General features: G+C 63.5%; 19 protein-coding genes and 2 tRNA genes. 9 read left to right on the top strand and 12 right to left on the bottom strand.

Annotation, left to right across the window (positions count from 1 at the left end; genetic code table 11):
- The first annotated feature begins 212 nt into the window (after positions 1 to 212).
- Genes AC1RRJ_RS12300 through AC1RRJ_RS12290 form a run of 3 tightly spaced genes read left to right on the top strand, consistent with a single transcriptional unit; the run spans position 213 to position 2,593 of the window.
- Positions 213 to 563 carry a PepSY domain-containing protein gene (locus AC1RRJ_RS12300; protein WP_493123024.1) on the top strand — a complete coding sequence of 117 codons (351 nt, stop codon included), beginning with the start codon at positions 213 to 215 and terminating at the stop codon, positions 561 to 563.
- Positions 564 to 1,229, top strand: a complete 666-nt coding sequence (locus AC1RRJ_RS12295; RefSeq protein WP_493123022.1) for a response regulator transcription factor — start codon at positions 564 to 566, stop codon at positions 1,227 to 1,229.
- The gene (locus AC1RRJ_RS12290; protein WP_493123020.1) at positions 1,226 to 2,593 is read left to right on the top strand and encodes an ATP-binding protein; all 1,368 of its coding nucleotides are present in this window, start codon (positions 1,226 to 1,228) and stop codon (positions 2,591 to 2,593) included. The genes AC1RRJ_RS12295 and AC1RRJ_RS12290 overlap by 4 nt, the downstream gene beginning before the upstream one ends.
- Here the strand turns inward: AC1RRJ_RS12290 and AC1RRJ_RS12285 are convergent.
- From AC1RRJ_RS12285 to AC1RRJ_RS12275, 3 genes are all read right to left on the bottom strand, one after another.
- Entirely contained in the window at positions 2,554 to 4,587 is a 2,034-nt protein-coding gene (locus AC1RRJ_RS12285; RefSeq protein ID WP_493123019.1) for a TonB-dependent receptor domain-containing protein, read from the bottom strand. The genes AC1RRJ_RS12290 and AC1RRJ_RS12285 overlap by 40 nt on opposite strands.
- Before the next feature lie 107 nt (positions 4,588 to 4,694).
- The gene (locus AC1RRJ_RS12280) at positions 4,695 to 6,875 is read right to left on the bottom strand and encodes a TonB-dependent receptor (RefSeq protein WP_493123017.1); all 2,181 of its coding nucleotides are present in this window, start codon (positions 6,873 to 6,875) and stop codon (positions 4,695 to 4,697) included.
- Positions 6,876 to 6,954: 79 nt separating this feature from the next.
- Positions 6,955 to 7,488 carry a helix-turn-helix transcriptional regulator gene (locus AC1RRJ_RS12275; RefSeq protein WP_493123015.1) on the bottom strand — a complete coding sequence of 178 codons (534 nt, stop codon included), beginning with the start codon at positions 7,486 to 7,488 and terminating at the stop codon, positions 6,955 to 6,957.
- Positions 7,489 to 7,603: 115 nt separating this feature from the next.
- Between AC1RRJ_RS12275 and AC1RRJ_RS12270 the strand changes: the two genes are divergently transcribed.
- Positions 7,604 to 8,365: a COG4705 family protein gene (locus tag AC1RRJ_RS12270; protein WP_493123014.1), complete on the top strand. Its 762-nt coding sequence runs from the start codon at positions 7,604 to 7,606 to the stop codon at positions 8,363 to 8,365.
- On the top strand, positions 8,362 to 9,129 hold the full coding sequence (locus tag AC1RRJ_RS12265; protein WP_493123012.1) for a transporter family protein: 768 nt from the start codon (positions 8,362 to 8,364) through the stop codon (positions 9,127 to 9,129). Before AC1RRJ_RS12270 ends, AC1RRJ_RS12265 begins: the two co-directional genes overlap by 4 nt.
- A 20-nt stretch (positions 9,130 to 9,149) precedes the next feature.
- Here AC1RRJ_RS12265 and AC1RRJ_RS12260 read toward each other — a convergent pair whose 3' ends face one another.
- Complete coding sequence (locus tag AC1RRJ_RS12260; RefSeq protein ID WP_493123010.1) at positions 9,150 to 9,314, bottom strand: hypothetical protein; 165 nt, start codon at positions 9,312 to 9,314, stop codon at positions 9,150 to 9,152.
- Positions 9,315 to 9,514: 200 nt separating this feature from the next.
- Positions 9,515 to 9,588: transfer RNA gene (locus tag AC1RRJ_RS12255), tRNA-Gly, on the bottom strand.
- A gap of 112 nt (positions 9,589 to 9,700) precedes the next feature.
- Here AC1RRJ_RS12255 and dinB point away from each other — a divergent pair.
- Positions 9,701 to 10,822, top strand: a complete 1,122-nt coding sequence (dinB, locus tag AC1RRJ_RS12250; RefSeq protein WP_493123008.1) for a DNA polymerase IV — start codon at positions 9,701 to 9,703, stop codon at positions 10,820 to 10,822.
- A gap of 5 nt (positions 10,823 to 10,827) precedes the next feature.
- Here dinB and AC1RRJ_RS12245 read toward each other — a convergent pair whose 3' ends face one another.
- The gene (locus tag AC1RRJ_RS12245; RefSeq protein WP_493123006.1) at positions 10,828 to 12,423 is read right to left on the bottom strand and encodes a peptide chain release factor 3; all 1,596 of its coding nucleotides are present in this window, start codon (positions 12,421 to 12,423) and stop codon (positions 10,828 to 10,830) included.
- A 77-nt stretch (positions 12,424 to 12,500) separates the two neighbouring features.
- Between AC1RRJ_RS12245 and AC1RRJ_RS12240 the strand changes: the two genes are divergently transcribed.
- Entirely contained in the window at positions 12,501 to 13,151 is a 651-nt protein-coding gene (locus AC1RRJ_RS12240; RefSeq protein WP_493123004.1) for a hypothetical protein, read from the top strand.
- 197 nt (positions 13,152 to 13,348) lie between these two features.
- Here AC1RRJ_RS12240 and AC1RRJ_RS12235 read toward each other — a convergent pair whose 3' ends face one another.
- On the bottom strand, positions 13,349 to 13,936 hold the full coding sequence (locus AC1RRJ_RS12235; protein ID WP_493123002.1) for a DUF3885 domain-containing protein: 588 nt from the start codon (positions 13,934 to 13,936) through the stop codon (positions 13,349 to 13,351).
- 339 nt (positions 13,937 to 14,275) lie between these two features.
- On the opposite strand from AC1RRJ_RS12235, the gene AC1RRJ_RS12230 reads away from it, so the two are divergent.
- A complete protein-coding gene (locus tag AC1RRJ_RS12230; protein ID WP_493123000.1) occupies positions 14,276 to 15,076 on the top strand; it encodes an enoyl-CoA hydratase-related protein in 801 nt (266 codons plus the stop codon).
- An 82-nt stretch (positions 15,077 to 15,158) separates the two neighbouring features.
- Here the strand turns inward: AC1RRJ_RS12230 and AC1RRJ_RS12225 are convergent, their stop codons facing one another.
- From AC1RRJ_RS12225 to AC1RRJ_RS12215, 3 genes are all read right to left on the bottom strand, one after another.
- Positions 15,159 to 15,761: an HD domain-containing protein gene (locus tag AC1RRJ_RS12225; protein WP_493122998.1), complete on the bottom strand. Its 603-nt coding sequence runs from the start codon at positions 15,759 to 15,761 to the stop codon at positions 15,159 to 15,161.
- A 64-nt stretch (positions 15,762 to 15,825) separates the two neighbouring features.
- Positions 15,826 to 16,551, bottom strand: a complete 726-nt coding sequence (locus tag AC1RRJ_RS12220) for a COG3904 family protein (protein ID WP_493122996.1) — start codon at positions 16,549 to 16,551, stop codon at positions 15,826 to 15,828.
- Complete coding sequence (locus AC1RRJ_RS12215; RefSeq protein WP_493122994.1) at positions 16,535 to 17,110, bottom strand: hypothetical protein; 576 nt, start codon at positions 17,108 to 17,110, stop codon at positions 16,535 to 16,537. Before AC1RRJ_RS12215 ends, AC1RRJ_RS12220 begins: the two co-directional genes overlap by 17 nt.
- A 148-nt stretch (positions 17,111 to 17,258) precedes the next feature.
- On the opposite strand from AC1RRJ_RS12215, the gene AC1RRJ_RS12210 reads away from it, so the two are divergent.
- On the top strand, positions 17,259 to 17,705 hold the full coding sequence (locus tag AC1RRJ_RS12210) for an RrF2 family transcriptional regulator (protein ID WP_493122992.1): 447 nt from the start codon (positions 17,259 to 17,261) through the stop codon (positions 17,703 to 17,705).
- Positions 17,706 to 17,854: 149 nt separating this feature from the next.
- On the opposite strand, the gene AC1RRJ_RS12205 is transcribed toward AC1RRJ_RS12210, so the two are convergent.
- Positions 17,855 to 17,930: transfer RNA gene (locus AC1RRJ_RS12205), tRNA-Ala, on the bottom strand.
- Between the two features lie 121 nt (positions 17,931 to 18,051).
- On the bottom strand, positions 18,052 to 18,378 hold the full coding sequence (locus tag AC1RRJ_RS12200; RefSeq protein WP_493122990.1) for a TIGR02300 family protein: 327 nt from the start codon (positions 18,376 to 18,378) through the stop codon (positions 18,052 to 18,054).
- Between the last annotated feature and the right edge of the window lie 38 nt (positions 18,379 to 18,416).

Raw genomic sequence — 18,416 nt, 5'->3', positions numbered from 1 at the left:
CGGCGATCGCCCATGCCCTTATCCTCGGCGTTCGCGCCGAAACCAGCTTCAACCTCCTCGGGTTCTAGAGAACGATCAGGACCCAACACCGACCGCTTGAACGGCCTCTAGCCATACAACGGAGCCGCCGTCGTGCCGATCAACACGGCGTCAGCTTCGCATCAGCGAATCACGTCCAATAAGGGGCATCATCGAACAAAGGACCCCGCCCCATGCGTATCATTGCCCCCCTCGCCATTCTGGCGCTCGCCGCGCCACCGCTCGCCTATCTCGCTGCCCCCGCGCTCGCGCACGAATCCGAAAGCAAATTATCGAAGGAAGAACGCAAGCGTGCCGAACAGGACGCAATCCGTCAGGCGGTACAGCGCGGCGAACTCCTCCCCCTGCCCCGCGTGCTCGCGCTCGCGCAGGCCAAGGTTCCCGGCGACGTCGTCAAGGTCGAACTGGACTATGAGACGTGGGGCATTAAATATGAGATCAAGATACTAACGCCGTCGGGCCGCGTACGCGAAGTCGAAATCAATGCGCGGACAGGCGCGATTATCAAGATCGAGGATGACTGAGTGCGTGCGCTTCTCGTCGAAGACGACCCGGACCTCGCCGACGACGTTGCCCGCGCGCTGACCACTGCGGGCTTCGTCGTCGATCGTTGCAGCGACGGCGACACCGCTTGGTTCCAGGGCGATGTCGAGGACTATGCCGTCGCTGTGCTCGACCTCGGCCTCCCGCGCCTCGACGGTTTGAGCGTCCTGCGGCGCTGGCGCAGCGCGGCCAGGAACATGCCCGTAATGGTGCTGACCGCGCGTGGCGACTGGACCGAGAAGGTCGAAGGCATAGAGGCTGGCGCCGACGACTATATGGCCAAGCCCTTCGCGACCGGCGAACTGATCGCTCGCGTCAAGGCGCTCGTGCGCCGCGCTGCAGGGCATGCCAGTCCGGTGCTGACGATTGGCGATCTGGTTATCGACACCTCGCGGATGACGGCAATGATCGGCGGCCAGCTAGCACAACTGTCGCAGCTTGAGTTTCGTCTGCTCAATTATCTGGGCCACCAGCGGGAACGTTATGTCCCCGCCGGCGAAATTGCGGAACATCTCTATGGCGCGGCCGACGGCAACGATACCAACGCGGTCGAGGCCATCGTCACGCGATTGCGGCGCAAAATTGGCGGCGGCATGATCGAAACGCGCCGTGGGCTTGGCTATTTGCTGGCAGGAAAGACTGAATGAAGGGCACGTCGCTGCGCTTGCGATTGCTCGGCGGCGCTGCCGTCGCCATTTTCCTTGCCCTCACGCTCTCGGGCGTCGGTATCGCCTGGCTCTTTCATCAGCATGTCGAGCGACGCGAAACGGCGGAACTGGTAAAACTTGCCGAACAGGTTGTGGCGGGCATGACCCTTGACGCGGCGGGCAAACCCGTCGTCGATCCCGCCCCTGCTGACCCGAAGTTTCAGCCCATCGCGAGCGGAACCTATTGGCAGGTGTCCGCCGCCGCGGGCACGGCCCAATCGCCATCGCTTTGGGATCAGAGCCTGCCCAAGGTGGCCGCCGCGACCGGAGGCTGGGCAACCCATACCGTGGCAGGTCCCTTTGGCAAGCAGCTGACGATGGTCAGCCGCAGCATCCAGCCCGGGCCACGGTCGCCCCACGTTATCGTGCGCGTCGCCAAGGATGACGCAGAGATGCGCGGCGCGCTGCGCGAATTCGACCGAGAACTCGCCCTGTCGCTCCTCCTGCTATGGCTCGTTCTGTCGGTCGCGGCCTATGCGCAGGTCAGTCTCGGTCTGCGACCGCTCTATCAGTTGCGGCTCGATCTCGACCGGCTGCGTCGCAGTCCAAGCGCGCGCCTGTCCGATACTCACCCGCGCGAAATTCGGCCGCTCATCGATGCCATCAACGCACTCGCAGACGCGCGCGAAACCGATCTGGCGCGCGCACGCCGCCGCGCCGCCGACCTCGCACACAGCCTCAAAACCCCATTGGCCGTCCTCGCGGCGCAAAACCGCCGGGCCGGCGAACCGGCACCCGACGGAATCGATCGCGCGATCGACGCGATGGCGGCGGCGCTCGAAGCCGAACTCGCACGTGCCCGCGCCACTGCGGCGCGCGGTGCGGGCGGCGAATCCGTGCCTCACGACATCGCAGAAGGGCTGATCGCCGTGCTCGAGCGAACCGAAGATGGCGAGGCGATTGCGTTTTCGGTCGATATCGACCCGATGCTGCGCCTTCCGGTCGATGGCGCAGACCTCGCCGAGATGCTCGGCGCGCTGGTCGAGAATGCGACGCGCCACGCCCGACGCCATGTTCGCGTTACGGCGCGAAGCGAGGCGGGCCGCCTGACGTTGGGCGTCGAAGATGATGGGCCGGGCATGAGTGGCGATGCCGTTGCCAGGGCAACCCAGCGTGGCGTGCGCCTCGACGAAAGCGGCAGCGGTCACGGACTGGGCCTCGCGATCGTACGCGACCTCGCCGATGCGACCGAGGGAGATTTCCACCTCGACCGCTCGACGATGGGCGGCCTTCGCGCAGAACTCAGCTGGCGCGCGCCCGAAGATCATCCACCAAAGGCCCGCTTGACGGTCAGCCCAAAATAGGCGCCGCTGCGCAGCGTTCGGACGTCCTGATATTTGAAAGCACTCGCCCCGCGCAAACCGGTAAAGATGTCGCGCGTGCGGGTCACAGGGCTGTCGGTCAAATTGCGGCCAAACAAGCGCATCGTCCAGTTTGCATCGGGCTTGTATTCGACGAACAGGTCGAGCCGGCCTTCGACCCGATCGGTCTGGACCTCGCGTACCTTGAAGCTCGCCTCCTTCTCGGCAAACACATAGCTCCCTCCCCAGCGCAGGCGCCATGCCGGAATGTCGTGGGTAACCGATATCTTGGCTTCCAGCGGCGCGTCGTCCGAAATGCGCCGCCGTTCGCCGGTGGTCGGATCGGTCGCCCGGCTCCGGCGAACCAGCGCATCGGCGGTGACGGTGATGCCTTTGAGGCCCATCCGGTCGAGCGGCAGCTTCAGATTGGCCTCTACCTCGTCGCGGCGCGCGTCGCCGATATTGCCGACCGCGTCATAGACGACCCCATCGGCAGCCACCGGAAGCTGGTCGACCAGATCCGAAATCCATTCGCGCCGCGCAACCAGAACGACCGACCCGGCACCGAAGCGACGCTCATAACCGACTTCGCCGCGCCACAGGCTATCGGGTTCAAGGTCGCGATTGCCGGCGCTGATCGTCCCGCTGTTGAGCGAAGCGGCACCCACGAAGTCGCCGAAATCGAGCTGCCCCACCTCGCGCTCAACAAGCAGCCGGAGCTGGTCATTCTTCCCCGGCGACCAGTTCAGTCGAGCCCGCGGTTTCAGAAACGCAAGCGACTTGGTGAGGCTCGTGTCGCCGCTTTGCGACAGCCGTGAAATTTCGTAGCGCAAGCCCGTTTCGGCGGTCAGTTGCGGGCTGAGCGCCCAGCTGGCGTTGGTGAAAAATTCGGCGCGACGCTCCTCGACGCGCACATTGGCGTTGGGCAACGGCACCGCTATATCATCCTCGAACAACCGGTTGCTACTGTCGAGGATATTGATCGCCCCCTCGGCGCCCATCTCCAGCGTCAGTGCACCGCGATGATGCCGGAATGCGGCGCGCAAGATCATCTCGCTGCTTTTCGACGCTTCGTCCGAACGATCGCTTCCCGATGAGGTTACTTCGCTTTCGATCAGGTCCTTCGCAACCGAGCGATAGTTTCCAACAATCTCCAGATCGCTGGCCGCGCCCAGTGCCCGCTCATAGCGAAGCCCCGATTCATAGGTCCGGGTATGTTGCCTTTCGCGGCCGCGGATCGTTTCCATCACCGGTGCGCTGATGTCATAGCCGATGTCGGCGAACATGCGCTTGTCCTGGAGCAGTCCGTTGAGGCGGATCGTGCCGCCCAGCAATGGCTGGCGATAGGCGGCGGTCGCTTCGACGACATCGGTCCCTTCGGGCTGGAAATAGTCGGCAAGACGAAGCGGGGCGCCGCCCGCGGCGAAGCGGTTGCGGGTGCCGAAGCCATGTTCGTCGTCGATCTCGCGATAGATCGCGCCGAACAGGTCGATCGCCCGCTCGCCGAAGTCGAGGTTGAGCTGCACCGACCCGCGCGGCGCCCGATAGCCGTGGCGGTACAGCGCCGCCTCGGCCTCGACCTGTCCGCTGATCCGCCCGCCCGATGCAAGCACAACATTCGCGAGCAACGCATAGCCCTGCATGTCATATCCCGGCACTCCGGCGCGGATCAGTTCGACCCGCTCGACGCGCGCCGCCGGGATACGCTTGAGCAGATTTTCGAGCGTCTCGGCCTTGCCCGCCGGGCGCTGGCCGCCGATCAGGACATTGCCCGCCGCGCCCGAATAGCCGCGCACGTCCGCATCGCCCTCGACAATCCGGAACCCCGGAACAAGCAGCACCATGTCGTAGGCGTTGGTCGGCTGCACCCGCGCAAAAAAGTCGCTCGAAAAGGCCGTGACGCCTTCGCCGGAAGCCTCCTGGGCCGCCGCCTGCGCCGCAGCGCCCACCACCGGCAAAACCAGCGACGCGGCGGCGAGAATATGATTGAAACGCAAAACCCTGCTCCCTGTCCCGGCAGTCGAAGACTTTTCGACTGCCGGGACAGGGCATGCCCGGGGGCGGCTGACGCGAGGCTAGCAGCCCCTGTCAGCAAGGCGTCAGATTACCAGTCGCGCTTGTAGGCGATAGTCAGGGTCGCGCCGTTGGCGGGGACGCGGCTGGTGTTGGTGTTGCTGCGCAAAAGCTGACTGTAGACCGGAAGATACTGGTTGTTCAGCAGGTTCTCGACGCCCACCGTGACCATATCCTTTTCGGTCACATGGAAGCGGGCGATGAGGTCGAGCAGCGCATAGCTTTTCACTTCGCGCCGGCCGAAGCTCGCGGTGCCGTTCAGCCGATAGTCGCGCTCGCCCGAGAACAGCCCCTGAAGGCGCACGTCCCAGCGATCACCCGGAGCATATTGGGCATAGGCGGTGAGCTTGAGCGGCGGGATGCGATAGCCGGTCATATTCTGCCATGCGACCGCGGTCGCCGCCTTCTCGCGCCCGCGCATATAGGTCGCGCTGCCACCGACACGGAAGCTGTCGCCTGCATCGCCGACATCGAGCGTCAGCTCGGCGCCCTTGATGCGCTCGGCAGTCCGCAGCAGGATGAGACCATTGTTGAAGCTCTGGACGTCGCCAAGATCGGATGTGGTGCGGAAGAGCGCGACCGACGCCTTCGCCTGGCCAAAGGTGCCGCGCCAGCCGAGTTCATAGCTGTCGATCTTGACCGGCTGAAGGTCGCTATTGTCGATGCTGAAACCCGCATTGGCGTTGCGGAGCTGAAGACCGATATCGGGCAGCTGGAAGCCTTGCGAGAAGGAAGCGAAAAATTCATGCCCCTGCACTGGCGTCAGCACGGCGCCGGCGTTGAAGGTCCAGCCGTCAAAACTGATCTTGCCGCCCTGCACCGCGACGGGGACCGGCGCGCGCGACTGCGACAGCGGCGTGAAGGTGTCGAACGACGCCTCGGCCCGGTCGTAGCGCACGCCGCCCTCGATCGCGAGCAGATCGGAGAAACGATGCTGCAGCTGGACGAAGCCGCCCTGCGTGTCGGTCGTCAGCTCGGGCATATAGATGAGGGTGCCGGTACGCTTGAAAACGAGGCCGCCGCTCGCGTCGTAAACGGCGGGATCGAACACATCGAGCGGCATGTCGCTGACTTCGCGGCCAAGGTCGCCGCCCCATGTCACCGAGGTTCGCGGCCCGACCGGCGTTTCGATGGTCAGGCGCGCGCCAAAGGTTTTGCTGTTTTGATAGACCTGATCAACGTTGCGCCCGCGGGTGGCGACGCCGCGCGCGTCGAACGGCGTGAAGCGGACGAAAAGATCGCGGTAATAGCCCAGAAGATCGACCCGGCTGCCGAGCACATCGCTGTTCCGGTAGCCGAAGGTCGCGACCGTGCTGCGCACCTGATTCTGTTCGGCGAGTTCCAGCCCCTTGAGCGGCCGCGCGAGCGCGGTTCCCGCCGGCAGGCGGCCGGGAACTGGATCGGCGGCATAGTCGCTGTTCTGATCGGCGCGATAATGATTGAGCGAGGCATGGACATAGCCGTTAGCGCCGACCTGATGGCCGAGCTTGCCGCCGATGTTCCACACATCGCTGTCGATCAGGTCGCCCTGGCTCGGTTCGGGGGCGCGGCGATTGCCGTGCCCGTCAAATCCAGCGCCGATCCGCTGATATCCGCCGTTCAGGGCAAAATCGACCCCGCCCGCCGAGCCCGACACAAATTGCTGGAGCCGCACGCCAAGGCTGTCGTCGGTGAGATTGGAAAGCGACGCGACGCCCGCAATCGTCGTTTCGATGCGCAGCGGCCCGCCCGCAGGGCGCGTGTTGATCGAGATGATGCCGCCGGTCGCCCCGCTGCCATAAATGGCGCTGCCACCGCGAAGCACTTCGACATTTTCAATGTCGTTCGGGTTGACGCTGATCAGGTTGCGCGAGCTGTCGCGGTTGGTGTTGTAGGGTACGCCATCGACCAGGATCAGCGCCCCGCGCCCGCGCAGCGTCTGGCCATAGTCGGTGATCGTGCGGCTCGAATCCGCAAGCCCCGGTACGGTCTTGGCGAGGATCGTCGAGAGCGTGTCCGATGCCCCGCGTCCCGTTTCAATCGCTTCACGATCGAGCGTCGTGATCTGATGGACGGGCGGCGTGATATCGCGGGTCGTGCGCTGAGCGGTGACGATGATCTCGCTGCCCGTCACATCCGCAGCCTCTTCGGCTGCAACCGGAGCCGCGACGACGGCGACGGACAGTGCGGCAAGGCTCGCCGCTGATAGACGAAGATTGAGACCGAATTTCATAGGGAAGACACCAGACTGCAATAGAGAAGCCGCGCCCATATTCGCAAATGCGACTGATTTGCAAGAGTGCAGTTTCGGTTCAGCCGGGAGGATTGGCGTCCAGCAGATCCTCGATGAACAGCGACATCAGCATCGCCTGGCTGCTGACCCCGGCTTTCGCATAGATCTGGCTCAATTGGGACCGCACCGTCCCGGTCGCGGAATTGCGCAGACGCGCAATTTCAGCAACATCGCACCCCTTCAGCGCGAACAGTGCCACCTCGCCTTCGCCGGGGGTGAGCCCCCATTCGACAAAGCGCAGCGCGATATGCTCGCCAAGTGCCCCGCGCGCATTGGCCAGCAACTGATCCTTCCGGCGCAATTCCCCAGTGATGTCGGCGATATGGCGCGAGCCCATCACCACCCCGCCGAGCAGCGCTAAGGCGACGAGGCACTCCATAACGATCTCCATACTGATGCCCGCACTCACCTGCCGGAGCACATCATCGACACCGTCGATCACGAAATAAGCCGCGGCCACCGCCTGAAGCGCCACGATGGCGAGGGGCACGACCACCGCCCGTTCAGGCCATTTGCGTCGCGGGGCGGCGGGGTCGTCGACGGGCCGGGGCATAGGATTTCCGCTTATAGAGAGGGATTTGAGCGCCTGCTTATAGGCGCGATCCTTCGCCGGGCCTAGCTATCGAGACATCACCCTCCCCCGACGTTCAAGCATCAGGAGCCCTTCCATGCCCCATGCCACCCTATCGACGCTGACCAAGGTCCCGGCGATCACCCTGGGATTCTGGATTCTCAAGATTTTGGCGACAACCTTTGGCGAGACCGCAGGCGACACCGTCAGCATGTCGATGAATCTGGGCTATCTGATCGGCACCGGCATATTTGCGACATTGCTCATCATGCTCGTGGCGATGCAAATCCGGGCGAAGCAGTTTCACCCGACCCTCTATTGGGCGACGATCATCGCGTCGACCACCGCCGGAACGACGATGGCCGATTTTGCCACGCGGTCGCTCGGCATCGGCTATCCGGGCGGCTCGCTGTTGCTGCTGGGAACGGTGCTGCTTTCGCTGGCCATTTGGCACCGGGCCTTGGGAACGATTTCGGTCAGTTCGGTGCACGAGCCCAGGGCCGAGATATACTATTGGCTGACGATCACCCTGTCGCAAACGCTGGGCACGGCGCTGGGCGACTGGGTCGCTGACGGCCCGCTGGGCTATCTGGGCGCCGCCGTCATTTTCGGCGCGCTGCTCGCGCTGGTCGCGCTTGCCTATTACCGGACAACGATCAATCGCGTGGCGCTCTTTTGGGCGGCCTTCATCCTGACCCGCCCGCTGGGCGCGGTGGTGGGCGACTTTCTCGACAAACCTGTCGCCCACGGCGGATTGGAACTGAGCCGCGCCGGCGCGTCGCTGGTGATCGGATTGGCGATCGCGACGCTGATCCTCATCATCCCGCAGCGCGCCGCCGAAAAGCAGATCGCGCGGTGACGAGCGCTGTCCGCATGCATCGCCGGGCGCGGATCTTGCTGGCCAATCTGCTGGGCTTGTGCCTGACCCTCCACGCCTCCGCAGCATGGGCGGGGCCGCCCTTTTTGACCGACGACCCCGAACCCACCGACACCGGCCATTGGGAAATCTATGGCCCGCTGATCGAGGGCGAAGGGCGCGGATCGACATTTGAGGGGTCGGCGGGCGTCGAGATCAACTATGGCGCCGCCCCCGACCTGCAACTCACGCTGGGTCTTCCCGCCGGTTTTGCCCATGATGATGCGGGATGGCGCTGGGGCGCGGGCGATATTGCCGTCTCGGCAAAATATCGTTTCTACCATGACGAGCAGGCGGGATTTTCCATCGCGGCCTTCCCCGGCATCACCTTGCCCACCGCGAGCAAGGCTATGGGCAATAGCAAGGTGACCGGCCTTTTGCCCGTCTGGCTGCAAAAGGACGAAGGCGCCTGGTCGGTCTTCGGCGGCGGCGGCTATGCGATCAATCCTGGTGCCGGCAATCGCGATTACTGGACCGGCGGCGCAGCGATCACGCGGCAGGTCAGTCCTAAACTTCTGATCGGCCTGGAAGCCGACCGGCAAGGGCCCGACGCCATCGGCGGGCGCCCCTCGACCAGCGTTGGGCTGGGGGGGATCGTCGGCCTGCCCGCACACTTTCGCCTGTTGATGTCGGGCGGCCCGACCTTCAGCGACGGCGAGGGCACCGACGGTTTTCATGCGTTCCTGGCACTCGGCGCAGACTTCTAGCGCCGGTCGGTGCGCGATCTTCAAGCTGAGCCCCCAAGGGCGTGGCCGTTCGTCTTGCCGCGAAGACTGGTGTCCACTTTGAGCGGCGGTTGGCTGAACCAGCAAAAAAGTCCGAGCGAATCACCCATCTTAAATAGCTTCTCCCGCAGCTTGGCGCTGCGGATCGCGACATCAGAAAGCGCCATTTTTTCAAAGGCCCTCCCTCAAAGTGGCTCCCACGATGGGGCCCACTCGAATTGAGCTACCATCCATGGCCCCCAAAGCGGCCCCAAACACGCTCGGCTGCCTCCGGACGTGGCCGGATGACGACGGATATTGGAAAGGGAATATACCGCAGTTTTCTGCGGTTTTCAAAGACAAGGTCGGACACTGTCGGATGAAAAGTTGGAGCGGGTAGCGGGAATCGAACCCGCCTAGCTAGCTTGGAAGGCTAGAGCATTACCACTATGCTATACCCGCATCTCCAAGGTCGGGGGCGATTGCCATTTTGCTTGGGCCCCGTCAAGCGTTTGCCGCAAACAGTCTGCCACCCGATGTTGAGAACATTGTAGCAACATGCTAATCCGGTGACGTGGAAGACATAGTCGATCCCGGTGACGCGGCGGATGCCCCGGTCCGCAAGATCATCCATGTCGATATGGATGCCTTTTACGCGTCGGTCGAACAGCGCGACAATCCGGCCTTGCGCGGCAAGCCCGTTGCGGTTGGCGGATCGTCACGGCGCGGGGTCGTTGCCGCCGCCAGCTACGAGGCGCGCAAGTTCGGGGTGCGATCGGCGATGCCGAGCATCACCGCGAAGCGCCGATGCCCGGATCTGATCTTCGTGCCGCCACGTTTCGAGGCGTATCGCGAAGTCTCGCATCAGATTCGCGCGATCTTTCGCGACTATGCCGATGAAGTCGAACCGCTGTCGCTCGATGAAGCCTATCTGGACGTCAGCGCCGACAGGATGGGGCTCGGCAGCGCGACCGCGACCGCACGGCTGATCCGCCAGCGCATCCGAGACGAAACCGGTCTCACCGCCTCCGCCGGAGTTTCGTATAACAAGTTCATCGCCAAGCTCGCGTCGGACCAGAACAAGCCCGACGGCATCACGATCATCCCGCCGCGCAAAGGCGCCGCCTTTGTCCAGACGCTGTCGATCCGGCGCTTCCACGGCATCGGCCCGGTAACCGCGGCGAAGATGGAGGGGCTTGGCATTTTTTCAGGCGCCGACCTCGCCGCAAAGGATGGACTCTGGCTCGCGACCCATTTCGGCAACAGCGCCGAATGGCTCTATAATCTGGCTCGCGGGATCGATCATCGGCGGGTGAAGTCGAACCGGCCGCTGAAATCGCTGGGCGGCGAACGCACCTTCTTCAACGATTTGATCAGCGACACCGAAATTCGCGAAGCGCTCGCGCATGTCTGCACCGTTGTGTGGGATCGCGCGGCGAAGAAGGGCGCGCGCGGGCGGACGGTGACACTCAAGCTGCGTTACGCCGATTTCCAGACGATCACGCGGGCGAAATCGACCCCTGCGCCGATTCTCGACGGCACGTCACTGCTGACGGCGGGCGAAGCGATCCTCGCGCCGTTGCTGCCCACCCCGCAGGGGATCCGTTTGCTAGGGGTAACCTTGAGCAAGTTCGAAGGCGAAGAGGATGAGGAGGATGAAGTAGGGGCGCCCGCCGACCTGCTCAGCCTTATCTAAAGCGGTCAGGATTCGACCGCGAACCGCCGCTCCTTGGTCGCCGTAAAGCGGATCGCGGGGTGCCGCTGTGTGACATAGCCGACTTCCCACGCGTCCTTCGCCATGAACACCGGCGCGCCGTCGCGATCGGTCGCTGCGGCGCCACGGTGATCGGCCTGAAACGCCTTCAGCGCCGCGGCATCGTCGCTGGCGATCCAGCGCGCGGTATCCCACGGCGACTGTTCGAGCTTCGCCGCGACCTTATATTCGGCGTCGAGGCGGCTGATCAGCACGTCGAGCTGGAGCTGGCCGACGACCCCGACGATCATGTTCGCGCCGATTTCGGGATAGAAGACCTGAATAATCCCTTCCTCAGCCATGTCGTCGAGCGCCTTGCGCAATTTCTTCGTCTGGGTCGGATCGACCAGCGCGACGCGGCGCAGCAATTCAGGTGCAAAGTTCGGCAGCCCGGTGATCGTGACATCGGTGCGTTCGGACAGCGTGTCGCCGACGCGCAGCGTGCCATGGTTCGGAATGCCGATGATGTCGCCGGGCCAGGCTTCCTCGGCCATTTCGCGGTCCTGCGCGAGGAACAGCATCGGGCGACTGATCGCGATCGCCTTGCCTGTCCCGCCCTGCATCAGGCGCATCCCGCGCTCGAACTTGCCCGAGCACATCCGCATGAAGGCGATGCGATCGCGGTGCGCGGGGTTCATATTCGCCTGCACCTTGAACACGAAGCCGGTGACGGCATCGTCGTCGGGCTGCACCGGCGCGGGTTCGGCGGGCTGCGGCTGCGGCCCCGGCGCGTGGTTGGCGAGCGCCGACAGCAGGTCGATGACGCCGAATTCTTTCAGCGCCGATCCGAAATAGACCGGAGCCAGGTCACCGTTGCGGTAGGCCGCAACGTCGAAGGGCGCGTAGCAGGCCGATGCCAGCTCGGTTTCTTCCTTGAGCAGCGCGAGCGCGCGCTCCGAAAGCTCCGCTGCCAGCGCCGGGTCGTCCAGCCCCCCAACTTTGGCGCGGTGGCCTTCGTACATCCGCGACGCCTCGCCGCCCGGCTTCATGATCGCGGGATCGACCAGATCGTAAATCCCCTCAAACTGTCCGCCCATCCCGGCCGGCCAGTTCATCGGGCACACGTCGAGCGCCAGCCGCTCGGCAATCTCGTCGAGCAGTTCGAACGGCGGCAGGCCTTCGCGATCGACCTTGTTGATAAAGGCAATAATCGGCACCGAACGCAGGCGGCAAACCTCGAATAGCTTGAGCGTCTGCGGCTCGATGCCCTTGGCGGCGTCGATCACCATCACCGCGCTGTCGACCGCGGTCAGGGTGCGATAGGTATCTTCGCTGAAATCCTCATGCCCCGGGGTGTCGAGCAGGTTGAACACCAGTCCCTGATGCTCAAAGGTCATCACCGACGATGTGACCGAAATCCCTCGCTGCTGTTCGATCTTCATCCAGTCGGACCGTGCGCGCCGCGCCTGCCCGCGCGCTTTGACCTCGCCCGCGATATGAATCGCGCCGCCGGCGACGAGCAATTTCTCGGTCAGCGTCGTTTTACCCGCGTCAGGATGCGAGATGATGGCGAAGGTGCGGCGGTCGGGACGTTTCTGGGACATGGCGCGGGCGGGTAGCAGGTGGCGCGGTTTGTGGGAAGGGGCTGGCGCGGTCCGGCGAACCGGCGCAGTATCGGCGGATGCGAAACATCCTGCTTGCCGCCGCCCTCGCCGTCTCGCTCGCGTCCGCCGCCGCGGCGCAAGAATCGCCCCTCGTTGGCGACTATCGGCTGAGCGAAGGCCCCGATGCGGGGGGCGGGTTGCGCATCACCGCCGACGGACATTTCCAATATGGCCTCGCGGTCGGCGCGATGGACGAGCGCGCCGAGGGGCGCTGGGAAGCGCGCGGCGATGCGATCTGCCTGTTCACCGAGCCGACGCCCGTCCCGCCCGCCTTCGCCAAGGCCGCACCCGTCGAGGTCGACGGCGCGGTCCCGACAATCTTCGTCAGCTGGCCGAACGGGCGCGGCGTCGCGGGGGTCGATTTCGTGATCGGCTTCGACCGGGGCGATCCGATCGAGGGCTATACGCAGGTCTATGGCTGGACGATGCCCGAGGGCGACACGCGCGTCCCGCGCTGGGTCAAGCTCAGCGAGCCGATCTACAACATTGCGGCACCGCGGTTCGAGCTGGTCGAGGGCGACAAGGGAAAATTGCACGCCCGGCTGGTTCCCAATGATTTCGGCGTCGCGGCGTTTGATGGCGCCTGTTTTGCGGCGCGCAACAAGGCGTTTATCCTGACCCGGCCGGAAGGCGAGATGCGGTTCGTGCGTGAGGATGGGGACGGCTAGGCTGAGATCTCTACCTTCGTTTGATGCCTGAAAACGACCAACAAAGCCGTTCCCCGGCGAAAGCCGGGGCCCATGGCGCCATGACACGACGCTTGCTCTGAAACTCACTGAGCCCCGGCCTTCGCCGGGGAACAAGGGCGGTCGCTAACGGCCAGTTGCCGACATTCCCGCGTAACTCAGCGAGAGACGTAGGCGACCTAAAGCCCGTCGGGATGCGACGATAGCCAATCGGCATATTTCGATCGCAACTCCTTCGCCTCTGCTTCTGAGGGCAGGAACAGATCTACTCCGCCGTCGTAAGGCGCAAATACTGCGCCGCTCTCTGCAGATACCCAGAGTATGGGCGCCGCCCGATCGTCGGCTATGCGCAAGAGCACTTTACCAAAGCCACCGTGCGTCCATCGAACAGGGGCCGCCATAACGTTCCAAGTAGTAGCAACAGCATCGTCCCCCTCATCAACACTGAACGAGAAGGCGTGCTTGAGTCCTAGCTCACGGGTTTCCCGGAACATCTCAGACTCATCGGTTATTTCGACAAAGCCTTCTGGCGTCATCCAGCACGCTTGCACCATCCAACAAGGGCGGTCGTTACCCAGAGTCGCGCTGGCAAGCGCAGTCTGCCTGCCCAGAAGGATCGAATATTCTTCCTCGGTTTCCGCGTAACGTTTCGAAAGTGGAAGCGAGTGAAAGCGAATCCAGTGCGGGACCTCTGCCGCTCGCATCAGCCAACCTGCAGGCTCAGTGTTAGGGTAGAGCGCTCTCCAAAAATCGGCAAACTCACTCATGCGATGCTCCCGCGCTGCTGCGTTACTTACGCCGCTATGGCGAAATCGACCTTGAGGCTCAATGTCCGCTTACCTCCCCAATTCAGGCATCCCCCTTCGTCATCCCGGACTTGATCCGGGATCCACAGCAGCCCTCGCCTTATGGCCCCCGGATCAAGTCCGGGGTGACGAGAGTTGAAGGACTGTCACGATTTCCTCCCCCTCTGTCGGCAAACGCGTCCGACGACCAAGCTACACCGAAAACCCCCTTCCCCCTTGCACTCGCTTTTCAAATCGGCCACAACTTTACGTGAACGTAAAGGTAAAGCCGAAACGCCAGCGCGAGAGGATTTCTTCCCCATGACCAGCATCCCATCCTTTGACACCATCAAGCTCGAGGTCGCCGACAATGTCGCGACGATCACGCTCAACCGCCCCGAACGGCTCAACTCGATGCCGCCCGCGATGGCCGACGACATCCGCCTCGCGCTCGACCATCTGCCCGGGCTCGGCGCGCGCGCGTTGTTGATCACCGGCGAAGGCCGCGGCTTCTGCTCGGGTGCCGATCTCGGCGGCGACCGCAGCTCGTCGATCAGCGGCGGCGCAAACAGCCGCAAGGCGCTGCGCAACCATTATAATCCGATGCTGCTCGCGCTCGCCAGCCTCGACATTCCCGTCGTCGTTGCAGTCAACGGCCCCGCCGCGGGCGTCGGGTGCAGCTTCGCACTGTCGGGCGATTTCACCATCGCGGGCAAGAGCGCCTATTTCCTTCAGGCTTTCGTCAACATCGGGCTCGTCCCCGACGGCGGATCGTCGTGGATACTGCCGCGCCTGATCGGCGTGCCGCGCGCCACCCAGATGATGATGCTGGGCGAAAAGATCGGCGCCGAACAGGCCGCCGACTGGGGCATGATCTATAAATGCGTCGAGGATGATGCGCTGCTGGCCGAAGCCCGCGCGCTCGCGACGCGCCTTGCCAATGGCCCGACGGTGTCGCTCGGCACGATGCGCAAGATCCTGCGCGATGGCCTGTCGCAAAGCTATGCCGATACACTCGACGCCGAAGCGAAGGGCCAGTTCATCGCGGGCAACAGCGCCGATGCGGCCGAAGGCATCATGGCCTTCCTCGAAAAGCGCAAGACCGCGTTCAAGGGCCAGTAAGGCCGAAACGCGAACCCCGGCCAGTGCCGGGGTTCTATCAGTTACCTGAGGAACCTGCCCCGGCGTTTGCCGGGGCATTTTTTTACGCGGCGGCTTCCTCGACCATCACCTTTTTGTAGATGCTGGTCCTGGGATAGGAGCAGACCCGGATCACCATCGGTTCGAAAAACTCCAGCGGCTCGCTGGCATATTCGGGGTCGAACGCCGGGGCGTCATAGGCTTCGCAGAAATGCGCGCAGGCGGCATAATGCGGGCTATCGCGAAACTGGTCGCGCATGTCGCGGTCGAGGCCCAGATAGTGGAAGAAATAATGGCCCTGGAAAATCCCGTGATGCTGGACGATCCACAGATTTTCTTCTGACAAAAAGGGCTTGAGGATCGCCGCCGCGACATCGGGGTGATTAAACGCGCCCAGCGTATCGCCAATGTCGTGGAGCAGCGCCATCACGACATATTCCTCGTCGCGGCCATCGCGATGCGCGCGCGTCGCGGTTTGCAGGCAATGCTCGAGCCGGTCGACCGGAAAGCCGCCATAATCGCCGCCGAGCAACTTCAGATGGTCGAGGATGCGCTTGCCATTGTTCGGGGCAAACTGCTTCTGCTCGCGCGCGATGATGTCCCAATCCTGCTGCGTCCCGTCGATCATCGATCGGAACGTGGCGTGTTCGTGCGTCATGTCGTTCATGGCCGGCTCTCCCATTACAGGGCCAGTCTACGCCATTCGTTTCTGTTTGCAACCTTGTGCGCCGCTAGTCGGCGGCGGCGTTCGCGACATTATATTGCAGTACCTCGGCCTGGGTCAGGCAGCGGCGGGTCGACTTGTCATCGCCCTGCCCCGCCACCGCCTTCTGCCGGTACATGACGTCGGTCAGCAGCTTGCGCGACACCCCCATGCGGATCAGGAAATCATTATCCTCGCTGGCGAGCAGCGCGGCGTCCTGTTCGATCTCGCCGATCAGTTCGGTCGTGGCATCGGTTCCCATCGCGACGCTCATGTCGATCGTGCCGCGGTCGCCGGTGCGGGTGAACATATGAACCATGAAAATGCCGCCGGGTTCGACGATGCGCAGCTGGCCGCCCATGAACACGAAATTGCACGCGCTGAAACAAACCCACCCCTTGGGAATCCGTGTCACCATGCCGGGATGCTGGCGAATGATCCGGCCTGCGGCATTACCGGCGCGCGCGTCGCCGCCGGGCGAACTCACCCAGAGTTCCTCGACGTCGGGATTGGCCGCAAGCGCGGCATTGAGCCGGTCGGGCAGCCCCGCATCGATGCGCCCTTCGGCCAGCAATATTTTGCGATCGCCCTGCTTGCGCGGGGTGAGCAGCATCGTCTTGTTCAGCGACCATCCGGGGTTCGCCGGGCATGTCTTGTTGACCGGGTCCATCGGCGTCGCGCCGAGCAGCGCCAGCCCGGCGAAGAACGCCGCAGCGGGGCGCAGCAAGCGCCGGCCGTCAGGCCGCGATAACATAGCGCGCTTCCCCCGGCCCCTTGCACATGCGTTTCGACACCGTGGTTTCCTCACCCTCGACGATCACGACATCGGTGACGCTCATGCAGCGCCGGCCACCCCTCTCGTCATTGCGGGCAACGACGGTCGACGATCCGCTGACATTCTCGCGCGTTTCGCTCGTCCAGTTGGCGGTCGCGCCGACCGCCTCGCCCCGCGTAACCTCTTCGGTCGCCGCCGCGGCCTGCACCTGTTCGGCGGGATCGAGCTTGCACGCGATCGCGTCGGTCAACGTCCCCGCGACCTCGGAGGTCGGCAAATAGCTGCCGAAGCCCGTCCGGCCGGCGGCGTCGCCGAGCGTATCGCTCAATATGCCGCCCAATATGTTGCGCCCGGCGCGACTGCCCTTTTTCCCCTTGGGACAGCCGCCATTGTCGCTGTCGGTGCTGGGACTCGGCGTCGGGGTCGGGGTCGGTGACGTCACCTTGCGCAGCAGACCGCCGAACTGCGCCTGTGCCGGCGCAACCGCCAGCATGCACGCGGCGAAAATCGCCGGGGCACCGAATATCTTACGTATCATCCGCTTCACCCTTCTGGTTGCCCTTAACAGGTCGTGCGCGCCCCTTTTATCCTCGCTCCATGCCACCCGCCGTGATTTTCATCAACCGTGCGCGATAATCTCATCCAGACAGGTTGAATTAAGGCTGAATATGTCACAGTAACCCTGCATGCTCTCGCAGAAGACCCGCTATACGATCCGTGCTTTCCAGCATCTTGCCGATCATTGGGGCAAGGGGCAGGTCCAACTCGCGGACATTGCGGAGGCACAGAATATTCCGCCCAAATTTCTGACCGTGATTCTGTCGGAAATGGCGCGCGAGGGATTGCTCATTTCGCAGCGCGGGCGCGATGGCGGCTATCAGTTGGCCTTGCCACCGATCGACATCAGCTATGGCGATCTGGTCCGGCTGACGCGCGGTTCGCTGGCGCTGGTGCCGTGCGCGGCGCGCAACGCGCACGAGCACTGCAAAAACTGCCTGCCCGAAGCCGAATGCCGGATGCGCAGTCTGATGCTGAAGGTCCGCGATGACACCGCGTCGATTCTCGATCGCATCTCGCTGGCCGACCCGATTTCGATGGAGCCGGTGTTCGAAACCGAGGACGCGGCGCAGTAAACACCGCGCAGCAAGAAAGGCAGCACAAGCACGGCCGCCTTTGCAGATTTCCAGTCCGTCGAAATGAAATGACAGAGCCTTGGCGGGCTCAAACCGCCTGTCGCTCGCCTGTCTTGGGAAGCGCTCGTCGGCGCCGGGTTTTGAAGAAGTGGTGGAGCCTAGCGGGATCGAACCGCTGACCTCCTGCATGCCATGCAGGCGCTCTCCCAGCTGAGCTAAGGCCCCACATCTTCAAACGATCGCTGCTGGGTGGCTGCGATCGGGAGGCCGCCTTTACCAGTGCCGGCGACCGATGCAAGGGGCCAAATGCATCATGCGATGCTTTTTTTGGCCCCTCGCGAAAAAATCAGCTCTCGACCTCATTATCATCGTCGGTCGTGGCGACGCCCAGATCGTCGTCGCCGCCGAGGTCGACGTCGTTGTCGGGCGAATCGCTGTCCTCATCGACATCGACGTCCAGATCCAGATCGTCGTCGACCGCCTCTTCCTTGACGACCTTGCCGGGCTTTTCAGCTTCCTCAAACGGCATCGGCTGTTTCGATTTCAGCACCGATTCCGGTATCCAGCTATATCCGCAGCTGATGCAGCTGATCGGATCATCCTTGGTCAAATCGTAGAATCGGGTGGCACATTTCGGGCAGCTGCGCTTGGTGCCCCATTCAGCCTTTACCATATAAGCCTCGTAACCTTCTGGAAACAGGATAGAAATAT

This window comes from Sphingopyxis sp. GW821-FHT12C06, assembly GCF_058807415.1.
Note: the sequence above shows the minus strand (reverse complement) of the source record. Positions and strands in the feature narration are given on the sequence as shown.